The organism is Photobacterium alginatilyticum (genome assembly GCF_009910675.1).
GTDB lineage: Bacteria > Pseudomonadota > Gammaproteobacteria > Enterobacterales > Vibrionaceae > Photobacterium > Photobacterium alginatilyticum.
Map to the genome: position 1 here is coordinate 1 of NZ_RSEJ01000031.1, position 14,070 is coordinate 14,070.

The 14,070-nt window shown below is 41.8% G+C and carries 16 protein-coding genes and 1 pseudogene; 5 read left to right on the plus strand and 12 right to left on the minus strand.

Annotated features, from left to right (window positions below):
* Window positions 1-173: pseudogene (locus EIZ48_RS29525) on the plus strand (IS5/IS1182 family transposase); the annotation flags it as partial.
* Between the two features lie 39 nt (window positions 174-212).
* Here the strand turns inward: EIZ48_RS29525 and EIZ48_RS23185 are convergent.
* From EIZ48_RS23185 to EIZ48_RS23205, 6 genes are all read right to left on the minus strand, one after another.
* A complete protein-coding gene (locus tag EIZ48_RS23185; RefSeq protein ID WP_160656972.1) occupies window positions 213-881 on the minus strand; it encodes a glutathione S-transferase family protein in 669 nt (222 codons plus the stop codon).
* Between the two features lie 9 nt (window positions 882-890).
* Window positions 891-1,436 (minus strand): thioredoxin family protein, encoded by a 546-nt coding sequence (locus EIZ48_RS23190; protein ID WP_160656975.1) that lies wholly within the window; start codon window positions 1,434-1,436, stop codon window positions 891-893.
* A gap of 174 nt (window positions 1,437-1,610) precedes the next feature.
* The gene (locus EIZ48_RS23195) at window positions 1,611-2,177 is read right to left on the minus strand and encodes a carboxymuconolactone decarboxylase family protein (protein WP_160656977.1); all 567 of its coding nucleotides are present in this window, start codon (window positions 2,175-2,177) and stop codon (window positions 1,611-1,613) included.
* A 631-nt stretch (window positions 2,178-2,808) separates the two neighbouring features.
* Window positions 2,809-3,726, minus strand: a complete 918-nt coding sequence (locus EIZ48_RS23200; protein WP_160656979.1) for a methyl-accepting chemotaxis protein — start codon at window positions 3,724-3,726, stop codon at window positions 2,809-2,811.
* A complete protein-coding gene (nrtS, locus tag EIZ48_RS29110) occupies window positions 3,723-3,974 on the minus strand; it encodes a nitrate/nitrite transporter NrtS (RefSeq protein ID WP_192928707.1) in 252 nt (83 codons plus the stop codon). Before nrtS ends, EIZ48_RS23200 begins: the two co-directional genes overlap by 4 nt.
* A 32-nt stretch (window positions 3,975-4,006) precedes the next feature.
* Window positions 4,007-4,273: a hypothetical protein gene (locus EIZ48_RS23205; RefSeq protein WP_160656982.1), complete on the minus strand. Its 267-nt coding sequence runs from the start codon at window positions 4,271-4,273 to the stop codon at window positions 4,007-4,009.
* A 255-nt stretch (window positions 4,274-4,528) separates the two neighbouring features.
* Between EIZ48_RS23205 and EIZ48_RS23210 the strand changes: the two genes are divergently transcribed.
* Window positions 4,529-5,143 carry a TetR/AcrR family transcriptional regulator gene (locus EIZ48_RS23210; RefSeq protein ID WP_240153073.1) on the plus strand — a complete coding sequence of 205 codons (615 nt, stop codon included), beginning with the start codon at window positions 4,529-4,531 and terminating at the stop codon, window positions 5,141-5,143.
* 113 nt (window positions 5,144-5,256) lie between these two features.
* Here EIZ48_RS23210 and EIZ48_RS23215 read toward each other — a convergent pair whose 3' ends face one another.
* Window positions 5,257-6,753, minus strand: a complete 1,497-nt coding sequence (locus EIZ48_RS23215; RefSeq protein ID WP_160656985.1) for a carboxypeptidase M32 — start codon at window positions 6,751-6,753, stop codon at window positions 5,257-5,259.
* A gap of 484 nt (window positions 6,754-7,237) precedes the next feature.
* Between EIZ48_RS23215 and EIZ48_RS23220 the strand changes: the two genes are divergently transcribed.
* Entirely contained in the window at window positions 7,238-8,407 is a 1,170-nt protein-coding gene (locus tag EIZ48_RS23220) for a D-alanyl-D-alanine carboxypeptidase family protein (RefSeq protein ID WP_160656988.1), read from the plus strand.
* A 213-nt stretch (window positions 8,408-8,620) separates the two neighbouring features.
* A complete protein-coding gene (ttcA, locus tag EIZ48_RS23225; RefSeq protein ID WP_160656991.1) occupies window positions 8,621-9,514 on the plus strand; it encodes a tRNA 2-thiocytidine(32) synthetase TtcA in 894 nt (297 codons plus the stop codon).
* 69 nt (window positions 9,515-9,583) lie between these two features.
* On the opposite strand, the gene EIZ48_RS23230 is transcribed toward ttcA, so the two are convergent.
* Window positions 9,584-9,973, minus strand: coding sequence for a GFA family protein (locus EIZ48_RS23230; RefSeq protein ID WP_160656994.1), 390 nt, complete (start codon window positions 9,971-9,973; stop codon window positions 9,584-9,586).
* Between the two features lie 20 nt (window positions 9,974-9,993).
* Window positions 9,994-10,401: a hypothetical protein gene (locus EIZ48_RS23235; protein WP_160656998.1), complete on the minus strand. Its 408-nt coding sequence runs from the start codon at window positions 10,399-10,401 to the stop codon at window positions 9,994-9,996.
* Between the two features lie 413 nt (window positions 10,402-10,814).
* Here EIZ48_RS23235 and EIZ48_RS23240 point away from each other — a divergent pair, with 413 nt between their 5' ends.
* Window positions 10,815-11,204: a PTS sugar transporter subunit IIB gene (locus EIZ48_RS23240; RefSeq protein WP_160657001.1), complete on the plus strand. Its 390-nt coding sequence runs from the start codon at window positions 10,815-10,817 to the stop codon at window positions 11,202-11,204.
* Here EIZ48_RS23240 and EIZ48_RS23245 read toward each other — a convergent pair.
* The 3 genes from EIZ48_RS23245 to fnr form a co-directional block, all read right to left on the minus strand.
* The gene (locus EIZ48_RS23245) at window positions 11,201-11,992 is read right to left on the minus strand and encodes a carbon-nitrogen hydrolase family protein (RefSeq protein ID WP_160657003.1); all 792 of its coding nucleotides are present in this window, start codon (window positions 11,990-11,992) and stop codon (window positions 11,201-11,203) included. The genes EIZ48_RS23240 and EIZ48_RS23245 overlap by 4 nt on opposite strands.
* Before the next feature lie 97 nt (window positions 11,993-12,089).
* Complete coding sequence (gene uspE / locus EIZ48_RS23250; protein ID WP_160657006.1) at window positions 12,090-13,031, minus strand: universal stress protein UspE; 942 nt, start codon at window positions 13,029-13,031, stop codon at window positions 12,090-12,092.
* Window positions 13,032-13,257: 226 nt separating this feature from the next.
* The gene (gene fnr / locus EIZ48_RS23255; protein WP_075768028.1) at window positions 13,258-14,013 is read right to left on the minus strand and encodes a fumarate/nitrate reduction transcriptional regulator Fnr; all 756 of its coding nucleotides are present in this window, start codon (window positions 14,011-14,013) and stop codon (window positions 13,258-13,260) included.
* Window positions 14,014-14,070 lie beyond the last annotated feature (57 nt).

The window sequence follows — 14,070 nt, forward strand, 5'->3', positions numbered from 1 at the left end:
GCTATCACTCTCGGTCAATATCCGAAACGGCAATGTCGAGATATAAACGTCTTCTTGGTTCAAGCCTGAGTCTACGAGATTATGATGCTCAAGTAGGTGAAGCCTACGCAGCTGTTCGAGCTTTAAATAAGCTGTCGAGTCTTACCATACCTCAAACAACTAGAGTTGATTAATCCCAAACAAATGTTGAGTCCGTTCAGCTTAAATTCGATTTACGCAACAAAGCCCTTTTCAATCGCAATGTTTCCTCTTTCAGGTTTATTAAAATTGGTTTCATGGGGTATAGCGGCACCACGGGCTAATGCAGGTCGTGCTTCTAACTGCTCATGCCAGCGCTTCAACCCTTCAAATTCGTCGAGGTTTACGCCGGCGAAGTTGTGTATGCGTACCCAACTCCAGTTGGCTATGTCCGCAATTGAATAATTACCAGCCAGAAATTCATGTTCGGAAAGCTGTGCATCCAGAACACCATAAAGTCTGCGAGTTTCATTCTGATAGCGCTCTATAGCTGCAGGGATTTTCTCCGGAAAAAAACGCGTAAAAACGTTGGCTTGACCCTGCATAGGACCAACACCTCCCATTTGAAACATCAGCCATTGAATAACGTTGTAACGATCTTTAGCATTATCAGGTATAAGTTTGCCTGTTTTTTCAGCTAGGTAAAGCATAATTGCTCCTGACTCAAAAATTGTTAGTCCGTTAGCATCATGGTCAACGATAGCTGGGATTCGACCGTTCGGATTAATTGCCACATACTCCGACTCTTTTTGAATACCGGTACTTATGTCGATGGGTTTAACGGAATAAGGCAATTCTAGTTCTTCAAGAGTTGCTGATACCTTCCAGCCGTTGGGGGTTGCCCATGTGTATAAATCAATCATATTTTCTCCTTATTTCCATTTAATTGAACAGCCCATGCTCGGGTGCTGTTTTTCTGGCCCTTTGCCTGTATTGGCAATAAGACGCATCGCGTCTATGAGCTCTCGAGAGCGATTCTGAGGGGGGGCCATACGAGCATCATCAAGGCGGCCTCGATACTGAAGTTCCCCATTTTTGTTGAAGCCGAAGAAATCTGGAGTACAAACAGCTCCATATGCTTTTCCTACGGCTTGGTCCTTGTCGACCAAGTAAGGGAAGGAAAAGTCATGCTGCTTAGCGAATTGTTTCATATATGGCGGGCTATCAATCTCAACATAACTGTAATCATTGGACATGACTGCCAGCACGTTGATGCCTTCAGCCTGTAACTCTCTGGCATCCTTCGCAAGACGGTCAGCAATGGCCTGGACATAGGGGCAATGATTGCAAATGAAGGCAATCAGTAAACCTTGCTCACCCAAGTGTTCGGACATGGTAAAGCTATTCCCGTCCGGATCTGCAAGCGTAAACTCTGGGGCCTTCCATCCAATTTGGACTTTTGGTGTATCTAATAACATGATGACTCCTCTCAAAGATCTGGTAACTGTTATGAACTAATTTATTATTTTGTTGTTATTCAAATGGAGACGGTTTGCTCAATGGTGATGGGTAGAGCTTCTTGTCCAGAAATTAACTGCTTCGGTTTGGAGGTGGCAGCTCAGTTCGTGTGAACCGAGCTGCCACCGATTTAATTAAGCAGCTTCACTTTCGTCAGCTGACCAAGCATTGGCCTTAAAAGCCGAGTCGACAGGAGTTTGGGTGATATGATTGGTATAGTTGGACATGACTTTAAGGCTCGTACCTAATATTACTTCGAGCACGGTTTGCTGGGTATAGCCAGCAGCGAGAAAAGCATCCAAATCATGCTGTTTTACCCAACCTCGACTTTCATTGACTGCAATCGAAAATTGGCGCAAAGCTTCCAACTTAGGATCTGATATTGCAGTGTTGTTGCGCAGTGCAGCAATAACATCTTCGGCTACCTTGGCACCTTGTGAGATTGTAGTATGGGCCGCCATGCAATATGTACAACCGTTTAAACGATTGTTTGTCATCATAATTATCTGCCGCTCAGTTTCATTGAGCTCGGTTTTATTGAATATTCCAGCCAGTGTCATATAGCCTTCTAACAGAGCTGGGGCTTCTGCCATTCCGGCTAGGAGATTAGGGATAAAGCCATAGGCTGATTTTGCTGCGGCAATAAGTGGTTTGCTCGCATCAGAGGCTGTCTCAGCGGTGTGGAAAGTAAAATCAGTCATTTAATTTTCTCCGGATAAATTGGTATGTAGTACCTGGCATGCCTTGTCTGTACCAGTCGGTATAGACTATAATTCACTAGACCAATTGGTCAAGACAAATTGCGAAATAATTTTCACATATGAAGTTAGTGCTATATTTTGGCTGGATTTTTTGTTCTTATTAACGTGCACTTAGGAAGAAAACTAAGCAGTGGTTTGCCTTGATATCAAGAATTGTACGTATCGAGTGTAGTGGTGAGGTTAAGAGGCTCTAAAGGTTGTGAATAGACGCGGAGAATTAATTTAACAGGATTTGTATATATGCACTTTACAGCAAACATATTTTGCATTGTAGAGAAGAGTATGAAAGTTAACCCTCCCTAGGTATCTGAGGAGCCATGTTGTAATAATTTTGATTGGTTTAATATCCGGTCAAAAATAATTGACTGAAAAATGGTTAATTCACTGGTGTTACTTTTTATACCAATAAAACTGTTCTTTTGTTTACTTATCCAGTACAGTCATTTATTAATGTCCCTATTAGAGAATTACCAAATAGATGGTACTGGAGTGCGACCTTTTTTCGCACTCCTGAACTTAATGAAAATGCAGCTCTGCTCCTAAATAGTTGTTTAAAAGTATGATTAATAAATCAGTGATGAATTGATTTATCTTCAATAACCTCCAGAGAGGAAACAATTTGTTGTGCTAGTTTATGGTTGTTCCCAGAAAGCTCAATAGATGTTTTCGTATCTTCTACGAGTTTTTCCATATGTGTTTTTACTTCATTTGATTCTTCTAATTGTTCACTAATTCGGTCGATAACTCTCTCAACAGAATTCTTACTATCAAACGACATATTCATTAATATTTCCATATCTATCATACTTTCGCTTGTCACAACAGAGCTATTTATAATTACATCCTCAACTTCTTTTTGCTTATTAAAAATATCTTCCGAAACCTTAGTTATTGACTGCATTTCGATGTTGATGTTTTCGGCTGACTGGCTTGCTGTATTTGCAAGTAAACGCACTTCGTCTGCAACAACAGCAAATCCTTTTCCATGCTCGCCAGCGCGCGCAGCTTCTATCGCGGCGTTAAGTGCTAGTAGGTTAGTTTGACCTGCTATTCCTTTAATGGAGTCAACTAATTTGCCTACATTATTGTTGATTTCCTCAAGAGAAACTAATAGCTCGCTAAATTGACATATTTTCTCTTTGGACTCTTGTATTTGCATTGCCAATTGGCTAAGTTTTTTTATGGTGTTTGAAGCCGTGTCAGAGGTTTTACTGGAAAATTGATGAGATTCACATGATAGGTTTTTAATTTCTTCTGACTGACTAATAAAACTATTAATTAATTCATAGCTTTGCTGTATAGATTCAAATCGACTCTTTGAAGCTTTGTGAACATTTCCTGCATTTACAAAAATTTTTTGTGCATAATCTGTAGGGTTATTATGACGAATGTTATTATATTGAGTCTCTATATCAATCAGTGCTTCATGTCGTGATCTCTCAATAGTTACAGTATCTTGCGTGTGTTGTTTTTTAAATATTTTTATCATTTGTGAATCTCTTTGTTACGGGCTTGCAGAGTAGCGAATACACTGGCTTGAGTTGAAACACAAAAGGGTACACAATAGGTTAATACAATTTTAAAGAAACGTGTTTTATCAAGATGACCACTCAATAGCATGTCCCCATGGTTAATGAACATAAGAACGGTACCCACGAAAAGGGCAACTTTTATAGAGCGTTTTAATATTAACGTCTCACATGCTGTTTTGAGAAAAATCTGAATTGAATGAGTCATATTGTACCCTTTATCTAATGAATAGTTATTTGCTACATGTAATCACTCTGTGTTGTCGTTATGGGATTCGTTGTATAAAAAAGTGCTCGTTCAAAAGAATGCTTGCCATTGAAATGATCTTGGCAACCAGTGTTGTTAGATATTACGAGTGGTTTGATGTAGCCCTCAAGCTGTGCTGGCATTTCAGTTAACTCTGTAAAATTGTTGAGGGAAGAGATGAAGCCTGACGTTACTGCAGAAATAAGGTGTTTACTTGTATCAAGGACAGCCTCGACGATATGGAAAGTAAATTCACTCATTTCATTATCCCCAGATAGATGGTCTGCAATACCTGGTAAGGCTTGTCTGTATCGATTGGTATAAAATATATTTTATAAACCAATCGGTCAACACAAAGATGGTGTTTTTTTATAATTAGGAGTAATATTTTAGTTCAATATTCGTAGGTGCTTGTTTAATAACGGTTAAAAATAAATGTTAGTAAGCTTGATTAGCTCAGATTACTACCATTGTTTGTGTTGGTTGGTATAATCGTGCTACATTTAAATTGCTCAATGAAAGAGGAGATTACAAAAATGCCCTGGGAGAAATCATTTGATGAAGATGCGGCAGTTGACAAAGCTATGCATTTATTTTGGGAAAGAGGTTTTGAACCTACCTCTTTAGCCAATCTCATTGAAGCTACTGGTATTAATCGAGGTAGTCTATACAACGCCTTCGGAGGTAAGCATCAGCTGTTTGTTCGATCTCTTGTAAAGTATGATAAAGAGAATCGGAAGGCTGTTTTGGGAGAGCTGGAAGCGCTTGATAATCCTAAAAAAGCGATCTTGGGACTTTTTGATGCCATAGTTGAAGAAATGCAAATGGATTCTCAGCGTAAAGGGTGCTTTTTGATCAACACTGCTCTAGAGGTCATGCGGCATCAGGATGAGGTTGCTGAAATAGTAACCAAAGGTCTGCGTGAAACCGAAGCTTTCTTTCGGCGGAGTATAGAGGTGGGTCAGGCTAGAGGTGATATTTCTAAAGAAATTGACCCGGAAGTTACGGCAAAAAATTTGATGGCATTGTTAGTCTCAATACGAGTCTTGGGCAGAGGCGTTTTTTCTAAGGAAGAGCTTGATATTATTGCTAAACAAGCCTCTCGGTTAATTTCGCAACCTTTTCTGTAAATGGATAGAGGGAGCCCCCAACTATCCATGTTTTCTTTTGGATTGGTACGATGGTCAGGTATTCCACCATACCGATCCTCGATACCTCATATAACACCAAGTGCAATTAATTTTTAATCAACTGAGCCCTTCAGATATCGGTTCATTAAGTGCTGTTTGAAGTACTTAGCATTTAACCGTTCACCCGTTGCATCAATCAACAATTGGTCGGTCGATACGGTCGATGCCTTCTTCCAAACATGGCGGTCAAGCCAGTTAAATATTGGCGATAAGTTACGCTCTCGGATCAGGTTTTCGACGTTCATTTCTTTGTGCATCGCTGCCATAAACTGAGCGGCGTACATGGCGCCCAAAGTATATGACGGGAAATAACCAAAGCTGCCGTCGGTCCAGTGGATATCCTGCATACAGCCGTCGGTGTAATTACATCTTGTCGACAGCCCGAGATACTCAGTCATTTTCTTGTCCCAAAGCTCAGGGATATCGGCAACCTCAATGTTACCCTCAATCAAATCACGCTCAATTTCGTAACGCAGAATGACGTGGGCAGGATAGGTCACTTCGTCGGCATCAACGCGGATATAGCCGGGTTTTACACGGGTATTAAATAGCGTTAGGTTCTTGCTGGATAGTGCAGGATCGTTCCGGCGGTCGAAAGCATCAGACGCAAGCGGAGCCAATAAGTCGATGAATGTTTCACTACGTGATAACTGCATTTCAAAAAATAAACTTTGCGACTCATGAACCCCCATTGAACGTGCCTCACCAACAGGTAGGCCACGCCATTGAGCGGGTAAACCTTGTTCATAACGAGCATGCCCAGTTTCGTGGATCACACCCATCAGTGCCGAGGTGAAATCTTCCTCATCATAGCGGGTGGTAATTCGTACGTCGGTCGAAACACCCCCGCAGAAAGGGTGCACGCTGACATCCAGTCGGCCGTGATTGAAGTCAAAGCCAAGCTTGGTCATTACCTCAAGACTCAGCGCCTTTTGCTGCTCAACTGGGAACGGGCCTGCGGGAGTAAGAACGGCTTCGCTTTGCTGCTTCTCTTGAACCTGTTGTATCAAGCTTGGAAGCCAGCTTTTTACATCACTAAATAGCTGATCCAATTCTTTAGTGGTCATTCCTGGCTCATAGATATCGAGCAGGGCATCATAACGGCTTAAGCCGGTAGCCTCGGCGCGAATCTGCGCTTCCTGGCGTGAAAGTTCAACCACTTTCTCCAGGTTCTTACTGAATGCGTGCCAGTTATTATCATTACGTTGTGATCGCCAGGCGTGTTCGCATTTTGACCCCGCCAGTGATTTTTTTTCAACCAGATCGGCAGGCAGTAAGTTACTCATCTGCCAAGCGCGTTTCATTTCTTTCAGACTTACAGCTTGCTCTTTGGTTAATGACTCTGCTTCAGCTTGCTCAAACCACTCTGCCAAGTGAGGAGCAGTAGCGAGCTCATGGTGCATGACTGCGAGTTCAGCCATCGCTTCCGAGCGAGCTTCATTACCGCCAGTTGGCATCATGGCTGCCTGATCCCAACCACATATGGCACTTAGGTGGTCAAGCCTTGAGAGTTTCTGTTGATGTTGCTCTAGCTTTTCATAGAAAGTCATTACCAATCCTTATATTGACTATCAATTGGCAGATAAACATCTTGCCAAGTGTTGTCACCTAGCATAAAAGTTTTTCTCGATTAAGACACGGAATGAGAAGAAAAAATTTAAATTTGCTGAGTAAAATGTGCGACGCAGCATGATCGTTATGCCATTAGTCGATGGTAAGCGCTTGATTTAGTTAATTGTACTTAGGTGCTATCGAATACCAGCAAGTACTAATACATTGAACTGATGTTTATTAGCGTCAATTTCTGCCCATTTTTATTTGCCGGCCACGCCTAGCTTTGAGCTGATTATTCAATCGAGTCAAATTTCGGTAAGGATGCTGAAAACGAACAGTAAGTGTGATATTGGTAACTGGTAATGACAGCGATATGTGTAACGAAATTTACAATATCGTAAGACTTCGTAAAGGTCGCAAGCAATGCTAAGACGGTTAGATATACTGCTTGCATCATCAAAGAGGGCTAGTTACATCATCATGCAAAAGATTTTTAAATTAAATGTTGTACTTGCAGGTGCAGCATTGTTCTCGTCCGCTACGTTTGCGGCTCCTACCGTTATACCAGATGCACCGACTCTTGGCGCAAAAGGGTATGTATTGATGGACTACCATACCGGCCAGGTATTGGTAGAAAGAAATGCCCATGAGCAACTTAATCCGGCCAGTTTAACCAAGCTAATGACAAGCTATGTGGCCGGACAAGAAATGAAGAGCGGCAGTATCAGCAAAGATGACAAAGTAGTGATCAGCCGTAATGCCTGGGCTAGGAATTTTCCTGATTCGTCGAAGATGTTCATCGAGGTCAATACTGAAGTGAATATGATGGACTTATATCGTGGTTTAATAATTCAATCGGGCAATGATGCCAGTGTGGCGATAGCCGAGCACGTTGCCGGTTCGGAGGGTGCGTTTGTTGGGCTGATGAATTCATGGGCAAAGAAGCTGAATATGAACAACAGCTCGTTTGCCAATCCGCATGGGCTCGATAGCAATGAACTTTACTCCACACCCTATGACATTGCGTTATTGGGTCGTGCGCTGATTACCGATTTACCTGATATTTATTCGCTGTATAGCGAACGTTCTTTTACATATAACAAGATTACGCAACGCAACCGGAATGGTTTGTTGGCGGATAAAAGTTTGAATGTTGATGGGATGAAAACCGGATATACCAGCGGAGCTGGCTATAGTCTGGCAAGTTCAGCGACCCAGGGTGACATGCGTCTTATCTCGGTAGTAATGGGGTCAAAGAGTGCGAAAAGCCGAGAAGCTGAGAGCAAGCAGTTGCTTAACTATGGCTTCCGATTCTTCGATACTGTATCTCCTCACAAGAAAGGCGAAGAAGTGCTCAATGAGCGCGTATGGATGGGGGCTACAGATAGTATCTCATTAGGAACAAAGGAAGACTCCTATGTGACATTGTCACGCAATGATGCTAAAAAGCTAACTGCAAATGTGGCACTAAACGACGACTTGGTTGCTCCTATCAATAAAGGTGATGTGGTTGGTAAGATTTTCTACCAAGTTGACGGTGAAGATATCCATGATGTTCCACTCATAGCATTGGAAAGCGTAGAAGAAGGCAGCTTCTTCAGTCGGATGTTCGACTACATCAAGCTGTTTTTTATGGGCTTGTTCAAATAACACAATCTGATAGTGCAAAGAACAAGAAGAGTCGCCAGTTGCGGCTCTTTTTTTGTTTGCCAGTAAGCTATCCTGCTAGGTGTCATCAGAGATTGGCTGACATCACTTCACAGAGTGTTCCCACTTAATACAAAAATCCGTATAATCCACGCCCTATAAAGAATCCATCTAGGAAATCTACAGTCGAATTAATCGACAGTGTGAGAAGTCGCAATGAATCAGAATGATATAAGAAAAGAGACACTTGAATTCAACAAACTCCAAAAACGTCTAAGGAGAAATGTTGGAAATGCCATTATCGACTACAACATGATTGAAGAAAATGATGTTGTCATGGCATGCATCAGTGGCGGTAAAGATTCATTTGCGATGTTGGATATCCTTTTGAATCTTCAAAAAGCGGCACCAGTTAAATTTGATGTCGTTGCTGTCAATCTTGACCAAAAACAGCCAGGTTTCCCTGAGCATATTTTACCTGAGTATTTTGAGACGCTGAATATTCCTTACTATATCGTCGATAAGGATACGTACTCAGTGGTTAAAGAAAAAATCCCTGAAGGCAAGACAACATGTGGCCTGTGCTCAAGGCTGCGTCGTGGTACGCTTTATTCGTTTGCTGAAAAGATTGGAGCAACGAAAATTGCGCTAGGCCACCACTTGGACGATATTGTTGAAACCATGTTCCTAAACATGTTCCACGGTTCTCGTCTAAAAGCGATGCCTCCAAAGCTACGTTCAGATGATGGGCGTAATGTTGTGATCAGACCGCTAACATACTGCCGCGAAAAAGATCTGATCAAGTATGCTGAACACAAAGACTTCCCGATCATTCCTTGTAACCTTTGCGGCTCTCAGGAAAATCTTCAGCGTCAGAGCATTAAAGCGATGCTGATCGACTGGGATAAGAAAACACCAGGCCGTGTGGAAAGTATCTTTAAGTCAATCCAGAACGTTAGCCCAAGCCAGCTGGCAGACAAAGAGCTGTTTGATTTTGTAAACCTGCCACTGGACCGTGAAGGTGAGAGGGCAGAATATGCCTTTAGTGAAGCCATGGTATCCTCAACAAACATCGATGAGTCAATGTTTATTGATGTAACTAACGTATAGTCTAGAGTGAGTTAGAAGCAAGGGCAGCATTGAGCCGCCCTTTGTTGTTTTGGAGAGGCACAATAACTATTAATGTTCATTCTGTGGCAAGCCATCGTCAATTTCGTAGTAATCGCCTTTCTCTGCAACAAAGATATGTTGGCCCAGAGTTGTTTCTGTCGGAGTATCAAAAGACCCCAAGGCAATGCCAGTCCAGTTATGCTTTGTTGTATCGAGGGGATCAAAAAATAGTGAAGAACCGCATTTTGAACAAAATCCGCGTCTAACTTTATCCGATGAATGATGCCAGGAGATATATTCCGAGCCATGAATTAACAAGGAATCACGGGGAACCTCAACACTTGCAAGAAAGTGTCCTGTCCATTTACGGCATTGCTTGCAATGGCATGCATCGGTTGCTTCGAGAGAGCTTGAAACTTCAAATTTCACGGCACTGCAAAGACACGATCCTTTGTGCATTATTAACTCCATTTGTTAGGCTATTTCTGTGTATCCGAAGGGCATGCATCTGAATTCCAAGGCCCATACGAGTCGACACCATTGTCATCTAAGTTAAATTGCATCCCTATGCCATTTTCTCGCATGGCAGTATAAAAAGGGTCTTTTCCATTACAAAATTCATCAAAATATCCAATGCCAGTTCCGGTTTCAAAATAAAAACGATCATCATCGTTGATAATAGTGATCATTAATAGAGATTGGTTTTCGATAAACTCAAATTTAACATCATCGCTGTTAGACTCTTTGGCCAAATTATGCATTGCATCAACTAACTTAGGAGATAACGCCTTTGGCTTATAAGTGTAGTTTTCGTTCGGTGTTGTAGCACAACCAGATAATAGTAAGCTTCCAACGGCAAAGCTGGCCGCTATTATCTTTTTCCTCATGAGGTCATCCTCTGTAATAAAATTGTTATTGCTTGTTTTGAATCAACAACATCTATGTTCAGCACAGTCCTTCTTTGCGTAGACATAAGGGGGGAGAATACTGATTTTAATTGATTGATTTGACTATTGTATAACAATGAATAGGCATACAAATCAGATCCTTATCACTTTTTTTGGAAAGCGTATGAAAGAGGTATGCTAAAACTCAACATATCGCGTTATATTTCACGTTTTCAGGGTTTCCAAATACCAGAAAATCTCAGTAAGAAAATGGGCATTTATCATGTTTATTTCACTATTTTTTTGAAGTATTTCTAACTAATGTGGTTTGGATAAATGCATTGTATATAAATGTACATTTATCTTATAAATTTACTCATATTAAAAATTGGCTCTCTGATAATGAGGTACGAATGAGCATATTTTTTGACCGTCATTTAACTGAAGAGATAAATGGCAGAAGAATAATATCTATTGTTTGTGGTGGAGGTTTAACTTCAAGCATGATGGCACAACGAATGCAAAAGTTTATTGATGAGTCTGAATTACCTTATTATGTTATGTATTCTGGCATTCCAGCCTTGGAAGATACTGACTTTTTAAATTTATATGCTGATAAAATTGAGATGGTGTACGTCTCTCCTCAGGTTCATCACAGTTACCAACAAGCAAAAGAAAGTATGGCATCTTATAACATTCCTGTGTTTAAAATTGAGGGGAAAGTCTTTGGTACCATGGATTATAAAAGAGTTGTGAGTGATGCATTGGCTTGTATCAGAAGCCGTGAAGTGTCCGAAACTTAATTTTTTAGCTGGCTTAAGATTGCATCGCGCTCATGATTTAAGTCTACCTCGATGACTTGCTTGGGGGAGCTTATGTCAACATCAAGTTCCACTGTCGCCAGTGTGTGCGCATCATTAAGTCTGAGGAGATAATTTCCATCAGGAGAGCAGATTTGACTGCACCCACGGTAAACACCTGTCAGATCTTTAGTAATATCTGAGCCAACTCGATTACATGTCACTACATACATACTGTTTTCTATAGCGCGAGCTCGAGAAATTTGGAGGCTTTGTTCGCCGCCAAAGTTTGACGGGTGCAATAAGATATCAACACCAAGTCGAGAGTATTCTCGTACAATCTCTGGAAACCAAAGGTCAAAGCAAACCGCGACTCCAAAAGTAACACCTTGGTGCTCGAAAGTGGTAAGTTGATTACCTCTTGAGAAATACTGCGTATCAATATTGGTTTGACTGATCTTTCTATATCTATCTATTAAGCCGCTCTCATCAATAACCGCGATAGAATTGAAATATTTGCCATTGTCTTCCTCGGCAATGCCGGCAACAATTACAGTATTAAACTTCTTTGCCAGGCTTTGTAAGGACTCGATAGTCTGACTGCCAGCAAACTTTTCAGATAACTCATGTATCTCACTTGCTTCATTAAATATGTAACCAGTGGAGAAGAGCTCAGGCAGTAACACAAGATCACCAATCTCTTTTGCAGCAGTAAGTAAGCTGGATACACGGCTGATGTTCTCACGCTTATTCTTATAACTTACCTCTGTTTGAATGATTGATATCTTCATATTTCCTCTAAGTTGGTGACCGTTGCGTGGTGTTTTTTAAGTTAGTCAGCATAGAAAAACAGCCCCAGAAGGGGCTGCTTGGTAAGCATCAGTTCTATCACTCTGGTTGAGGGCTTAACGGGCTAACATAGCCCTCGGGTTTAAGAGCCAGCAAATCACAGTTAAGGCTGTCAATTGTATGCTCCGCGGTATTGCCGATAAAGACAGCTGACAGCCCGGTTCGACCTGTCGTACCGAGAATGACAAGCTCTGCATCCAGATCTTTCGCTACACTAGGAATAACATCTTCCGGCAACCCTTCAATGACGTGAGTTTGCTCTTCTGGTAGCCCATGCTTGTGACGGAGCGCCTTCATGGAAGTTAAGTGATGTCCTCGTACAGCATCACTGTATGAGGCCGGGTCAAACTCGGGAAGCTCGATAGTAATGTTAACTGGCGTTGCAGGGTAGGCGTTGACCAGGTTGACTTCGGCCCCGAGAATTTCTGCCATCGTTTTCGCTTCAGACACGATTGTGTCGTTTAGCTTTTCATGGGTTTCACTGTCGGCGGCCAAGTTTACGCTGGCAACGATCTTACCATTTTCCGGCCAGCTATGTTCTTTGACCATCAGTACAGGGCAGGGGCACTTACGCAATAAATGCCAATCGGTTGGAGTGAAAATAACCGAGCCTAGCTTGTCGTGATCATGAGTGGCCTTGATAAGAAGGTCATGGGCATTGCTGAATACTTCGGCAATAATGGCTTCATAAGGTCGGTTGTGCCACACCACGGTGATATCAATGTTAAAGCCATCATCCACATAGGGCCGAGTGATATCTTTTAGCCACTCTTCTCTTTGTACTATCACGCCTTTACGCATCGCTAGCCGCTCGTCGGAAGAGAGCATGGAGGTCATTTCATAAGAGAAATCATAGATAGCGAGGAATAGAGTGATTTTTATATCTTGCGATCTTTTGGCCAGATCGACAGCGCGAGACAACGCTGGCTGGTGATCCTGAGCCGGATCGGCAACGACGAGAATATTATTGTACTTGGTCATAATTGCCCCCTTACACAAATCGTGTTGGCATCAAAACCAGTCTCTGATCCCTGTAGTAAGGATACTATCTATTGCCCTGAATACCATTTAAAGCAAGTAGATAAATCAGATTGGCCTATTAACTGTAACGTATAGGAGGAGTTATGGGGAGCTCAGAAAGGCGATAAATATAAAAAAAGTGATACGGCTCAAGCTCGTATCACTTTCTTTGTAATGGCTAAATCACTTATGCAGCAGTATTTTTGCTAACACCTGCAAGACGCGCTAACTCTTCGTGATCAAGAATTGTGATGTACTTTCCTTTTACACTCAGCATTTCAGACTTTTGGAAGCGCCCCAACAAGCGGCTGATAGTTTCTACAGTCAGGCCTAGGTAGTTACCAATGTCACCGCGCGTCATTGTTAGACGGAATTCACGAGGTGAAAAGCCACGCTGAGAGAAACGAAGCGATAGGTTGTATAGGAAAGCAGCAAGGCGCTCTTCTGCATTCTTCTTGGAAAGCAGCAAGATCATTTCCTGATCACCTTTAATCTCATTACTCATCAAACGCATAATTTGTTGACGAAGTTTTGGCATTTTCCCTGACAAGTCATCAAGGATCTCAAACGGAATTTCACACACCATTGATGTTTCTAGTGACTGAGCGAAACTCGGGTGCATCATTTCGTTGATAGCATCAAAACCCACAAGATCGCCTGCCAGGTGGAAGGCCGTGATCTGCTCATCACCTTGTTCTGTGATGGTGTAGCTTTTGATAGTACCTGAACGAATTGCGTACAGTGATTTGAGTTCATCACCCGCTTTAAAAAGCTCTTGTCCTTTCTGGATTGGCTTCTTGCGTTCGATGATTTGATCTAGCTGATCGAGCTCAGACTCATTCAAAGTAAATGGAATACACAACTGACTAATACTGCAATCCTGGCAGTGGATTGCACATCCGCCTGACTGGATACGTTTGGTTGTAAGTTTGTCTGAAATCATAAGCCTGTCTAACCAATTTGATGTAGGTCAATATTTTAACATATTATGAAGCAATAT

Bases quoted from the DNA above. Each gene is read 5' to 3' on its own strand.
- nrtS (WP_192928707.1), bottom strand. From the start codon at position 3,974: ATGACTCATTCAATTCAGATTTTTCTCAAAACAGCATGTGAGACGTTA.
- EIZ48_RS23240 (WP_160657001.1), top strand. From the start codon at position 10,815: ATGAGCATATTTTTTGACCGTCATTTAACTGAAGAGATAAATGGCAGA.
- EIZ48_RS23245 (WP_160657003.1), bottom strand. From the start codon at position 11,992: ATGAAGATATCAATCATTCAAACAGAGGTAAGTTATAAGAATAAGCGT.
- EIZ48_RS23215 (WP_160656985.1), bottom strand. From the start codon at position 6,753: ATGACTTTCTATGAAAAGCTAGAGCAACATCAACAGAAACTCTCAAGG.
- EIZ48_RS23230 (WP_160656994.1), bottom strand. From the start codon at position 9,973: ATGCACAAAGGATCGTGTCTTTGCAGTGCCGTGAAATTTGAAGTTTCA.
- EIZ48_RS23190 (WP_160656975.1), bottom strand. From the start codon at position 1,436: ATGTTATTAGATACACCAAAAGTCCAAATTGGATGGAAGGCCCCAGAG.
- ttcA (WP_160656991.1), top strand. From the start codon at position 8,621: ATGAATCAGAATGATATAAGAAAAGAGACACTTGAATTCAACAAACTC.
- EIZ48_RS23185 (WP_160656972.1), bottom strand. From the start codon at position 881: ATGATTGATTTATACACATGGGCAACCCCCAACGGCTGGAAGGTATCA.
- fnr (WP_075768028.1), bottom strand. From the start codon at position 14,013: ATGATTTCAGACAAACTTACAACCAAACGTATCCAGTCAGGCGGATGT.
- EIZ48_RS23235 (WP_160656998.1), bottom strand. From the start codon at position 10,401: ATGAGGAAAAAGATAATAGCGGCCAGCTTTGCCGTTGGAAGCTTACTA.
- EIZ48_RS23205 (WP_160656982.1), bottom strand. From the start codon at position 4,273: ATGAGTGAATTTACTTTCCATATCGTCGAGGCTGTCCTTGATACAAGT.
- EIZ48_RS23195 (WP_160656977.1), bottom strand. From the start codon at position 2,177: ATGACTGATTTTACTTTCCACACCGCTGAGACAGCCTCTGATGCGAGC.
- uspE (WP_160657006.1), bottom strand. From the start codon at position 13,031: ATGACCAAGTACAATAATATTCTCGTCGTTGCCGATCCGGCTCAGGAT.
- EIZ48_RS23220 (WP_160656988.1), top strand. From the start codon at position 7,238: ATGCAAAAGATTTTTAAATTAAATGTTGTACTTGCAGGTGCAGCATTG.
- EIZ48_RS23200 (WP_160656979.1), bottom strand. From the start codon at position 3,726: ATGATAAAAATATTTAAAAAACAACACACGCAAGATACTGTAACTATT.
- EIZ48_RS23210 (WP_240153073.1), top strand. From the start codon at position 4,529: ATGAAAGAGGAGATTACAAAAATGCCCTGGGAGAAATCATTTGATGAA.